Consider the following 3,746-nt stretch of genomic DNA (forward strand, 5'->3'; position numbering starts at 1 on the left):
TGGCAGTCGATCAGCCCGGGCATCAGCGTCAGGCCGCCCAGATCGACCAGCTCGGCACCGGCCGGGGCGGGGATTCCCTCGCCGACGATGCGGCCGTCGGCGACGGTGAGCGTCGTCGGAGCCGTCAGGGTGCCGCGGGCAAGGTCGGGGAGCCGCGCATTGGTGAAGACGGTGGGGCGCGTCACGGGCGTGCTCCGGGTAACCCGGTTCGCGCCATCGAACCGATCGGCCGACCATCGCACGGTCCGCTCCGGACCGTGTCCCCCGTCCGTGCGTCACTACCCCCGTAGAACACCTCGGCCTTCCCTTTCGCCTCTCACCAATTTTAGTAGCGGTAAACTTTCACATTGTCGACATAGAACATGCGATGCGGCGCCCCGCCCTCTCGTCAGAGGACCGGCGTCGCCCTAGCCCACCGGGTCGAGCCCGCACCAGTCGGCGACGAAGCCGGCGATCACCTCGGTGGTCCGCCTCAGGCTTTCGAGGTCGACGGCCTCGGACGGCGCGTGCATGCCGCGCGCGTGTCCGCCGTAGCAGAGGGCGGGAATGCCGTAGTAGAGGTCATAGAAGCGGGTATCGCTGGTGGCGGTCAGGGCGACCGACTCGAGCGGGCCGCCGAGAACGGCGGCATGGGCCCGGGCGAGGACCGCCTCGGCCTCGGTGCCGGGGCCGAAGACGTGGCCGTCGGCCTGAAAGCCGATCCAGCTCAGTGCCGGCACCGGCGTCCCCAGCCGGTCGGCACAGGCGGCCACCGCTGCCGCGACGCGGGCCCGCACCTCGGGCAGGGAATGGCCGGGCAGCACCGAGAGGCGGCACTCGAGTTCGCACCACGAGGGGACCGAGCCCAGCCAGTCGCCGCCACGGATCTTGCCGGGGTTGAACTTGACCGGGTTCTCGACGACGCCGAAATGGGGGTGGCTGCGCGCCTCGACATTGATCTGTGCCGTCAGCTGCTGCAGGGCGGCGATGTAGTCGGTGGCCGCAAGGATGGCGTGGGCGCCCGGGGCGGCGGCCGCCAGCACGTGCCCCGGCTGGCCCAGGATGCGCAGGCGGAACCAGACGGATCCCAGCTCGGCCCGGATGATCTTGTGCCCCATGCTCTCCGGGATCAGCGCGGCGTCGGCGCGATAGCCGCGCACCAGGGTCGAGAGCGCGCCGTTGCCGGTGCACTCTTCCTCGCTCACCGTCTCGACATGGACGGTCGCGGCCGGCACGTAGCCGAGGCGACGCAGGGCATCGAGGGCGAAGACCATGGCCGACACACCGCATTTCATGTCGGCGGCCCCGCGCCCGTGCATCCAGCCATCGACAATGCGCGGTTCGAACGGATCGTGCTCCCACAGCTCCGGCGCGCCGGTCGGAACGACGTCGATATGGCCCTGCAGGATCAGGCTGCGTCCGCGCGGCCGCGGGACCTGGTGCGTCGCCACCACCTGCACGGCCCTGGAGTAATCGGCATCGACGACCGGCGAATAGCCGGGGAGGCCCTCGATCGCCACCTCGTCCAGCGTGTAGCGATCGACCTGCCAGCCGCGCGCCGCGTACTCGGCCGCCAGCCAGTCCTGGCAGGCGGCCTCGTTGCCGCGCGTCGAGTCGAACCGCACGAGCGTCGCGAGCCACTCGAGCTGATCGGCAAAGCCTGCCGCCACGGCCTCGCCCAACTGCTGCCGATCGACGTTCATGCGCACGCTCCCCGGGGTTGTCGACATAGAAAATAACTTGCCGACGGGCTGGCAAGGGGTCTCGCTGCGGGGAATGCGGTGCGCGTTCCATTTTTAGTGTCGACAAACTGTCGGCTAAGCACTAGAGAGCCAGACGACGCCGGGCCCCGAGGTGCCATCCGAGCCGCCCGCCGCGCCTTTGCGATGCGAGGAGCAAGATGACCAAGTCGCCCTTCACCGGCAGCATTCCCGCCCTGATGACCCCCTGCCGTCCCGACCGCACGCCGGATTTCGACGCGCTGGTCCGCAAGGCCAAGGAACTCACCGGACTGGGCATGTCCGGCGTGGTCTATTGCGGCTCGATGGGCGACTGGCCGCTGCTCACCGATGCGCAGCGCATGGAAGGCGTCGAACGGCTGGTCAGGGCCGGCATCAAGGTCATCGTGGGCACCGGGGCGGTCAACACCAAGAGCGCCGTCGCGCACGCGGCGCATGCCGCCAGGGTCGGCGCCGCCGGCCTGATGCTGATCCCGCGCGTACTCTCCCGCGGCAGCTCGACGGCGGCGCAGAAGGCCCATTTCGAAGCGCTGCTCGGGGCCGCGCCGAACCTGCCCGCGGTGATCTACAACAGCCCGGTCTACGGCTTCGCGACGCGGGCGGAACTGTTCTTCGCGCTCCGCGAGAACCACCCCAACCTCGTCGGCTTCAAGGAGTTCGGCGGCGAGGACGACCTGAGCTATGCCGCCGAGCACATCACCTCCGGCAATCCGGAGCTGACGCTGATGGTGGGCGTCGACACGGCGGTCTACCACGGCTTCGTCGAGTGCGGCGCCGGCGGCGCCATCACCGGCATCGGCAATTGCCTGCCCCGCGAGGTGCTGCACCTCGTCGCGCTGTGCCAGAAGGCGCAGCAGGGCGACGCGGTGGCCCGCCGCAAGGCCAAGGAACTGGAAGAAGCGCTGATGGTGCTCTCGACCTGGGATGCCGGCACCGACCTGGTGCTCTACTTCAAGTACCTGCTGTTCCTCGACGGCGGGGCGGAATACGAGCTGCATTTCAACCCCGAGGACGAGCTGAGCCCGACCCAGAAGGCGTTCGCGGCAGCGGCCCTGAAGCGCTTCCGCACCTGGTACGCCGGCTGGTCGGCCCAGTAGACCGGGCCGACAGCGGGCGGCCGTCAGGCCTCGTAGCCATAGACTTCTCGCGCCCGCTCGGGCGTGATCAGTCCGTTCTTGATGTCCATCGCCACGAGGGCGCGATCGCGCGTCCTGGGGTCGCCGATGCCGCCGCCATTGCCGGTGACGACCCGGATCACGTCATCGGTATGGGTGGTGAGCCCCGAGACGAAGGAATAGCGCTGGTCGGTGCCGTCCCTGCCCAGGTGGCGCACGTAGTTGGGGCTGCCCTCGCGCCCGCCGTCCAGGGCCCAGGCGGGGAATTTCGAGCGGGTGTAGCCCATGGTCAGGAAGCCGTTGTCGGCGCGCAGACGGTAATCCATGACGATGCCGCGGCCGCCGCGGTACCTGCCCTCGCCGCCCGGCTCGAGATTGAGCTCCATGCGATCGACATAGAGCCCGTTGCGCGCCTCGTTGATCTCGGCGGGGCAGTTGAAGGTCTCGCCGTGAAAGCCGCAGAACATGGCGCTGTTGCCGTCGCGGCCGCGGGTGCCGCCCCAGCCGCCGATCTGCGGCTCGATGATGGTGTACTGCCGGCCGGTATCGGGATGGACGCCGCCGATGAAGGTGCCGCAGACCGAGGCGAAGTGTCCTGCCGCCAGCCGATCCGGCATGTGCGGGGCGAGGCAGCGCCAGATCAGGTCGTACACGCGCAGCAGGACCTCGTAGTAGAAGCCGATCGGCGCCGGCTCGGTGGCCTCGAAGACCGAGCCGGGTCGGGTCAGCAGCCGGATCGGCCGGAACGAGCCCTCGTTGGCCGCCGAATAGGGATCGGTCAGCGACTTGACGATCAGCTGGGCGGCGACCATCACGCCGTCGCGGCTGGTGTTGACCGGATTGCGGGCCTGGTCCGGATTGTCGCGCAGGTCGACGACGAAGGCCTCGTCCGAGATGGTGACCTTGACGTTGA

General features: G+C 69.3%; 3 protein-coding genes and 1 pseudogene. 1 reads left to right on the forward strand and 3 read right to left on the reverse strand.

All coding sequences use genetic code 11. The features are described from left to right. Positions 1–185 (reverse strand): annotated as a pseudogene (locus ACE3TU_RS19870) (hypothetical protein); the annotation flags it as partial. Between the two features lie 222 nt (positions 186–407). After that, the gene (locus ACE3TU_RS19875; protein WP_374627394.1) at positions 408–1,682 is read right to left on the reverse strand and encodes an ArgE/DapE family deacylase; all 1,275 of its coding nucleotides are present in this window, start codon (positions 1,680–1,682) and stop codon (positions 408–410) included. A gap of 197 nt (positions 1,683–1,879) precedes the next feature. On the opposite strand from ACE3TU_RS19875, the gene ACE3TU_RS19880 reads away from it, so the two are divergent. Further along, positions 1,880–2,815 (forward strand): dihydrodipicolinate synthase family protein, encoded by a 936-nt coding sequence (locus ACE3TU_RS19880; RefSeq protein WP_374627396.1) that lies wholly within the window; start codon positions 1,880–1,882, stop codon positions 2,813–2,815. A 23-nt stretch (positions 2,816–2,838) separates the two neighbouring features. Here the strand turns inward: ACE3TU_RS19880 and ACE3TU_RS19885 are convergent. Further along, on the reverse strand, positions 2,839–3,746 hold a 908-nt coding region (locus ACE3TU_RS19885), incomplete at its 5' end, for a hydantoinase B/oxoprolinase family protein (RefSeq protein WP_374627398.1).

It is taken from the genome of Devosia sp., assembly GCF_041917035.1.
Taxonomy (GTDB): Bacteria; Pseudomonadota; Alphaproteobacteria; order Rhizobiales; family Devosiaceae; genus Devosia_A.

What these genes read in the sequence shown, in the direction of transcription:
- ACE3TU_RS19875 (WP_374627394.1), bottom strand. Translation starts at nt 1,682, where the DNA reads ATGAACGTCGATCGGCAGCAGTTGGGCGAGGCCGTGGCGGCAGGCTTT.
- ACE3TU_RS19880 (WP_374627396.1), top strand. Translation starts at nt 1,880, where the DNA reads ATGACCAAGTCGCCCTTCACCGGCAGCATTCCCGCCCTGATGACCCCC.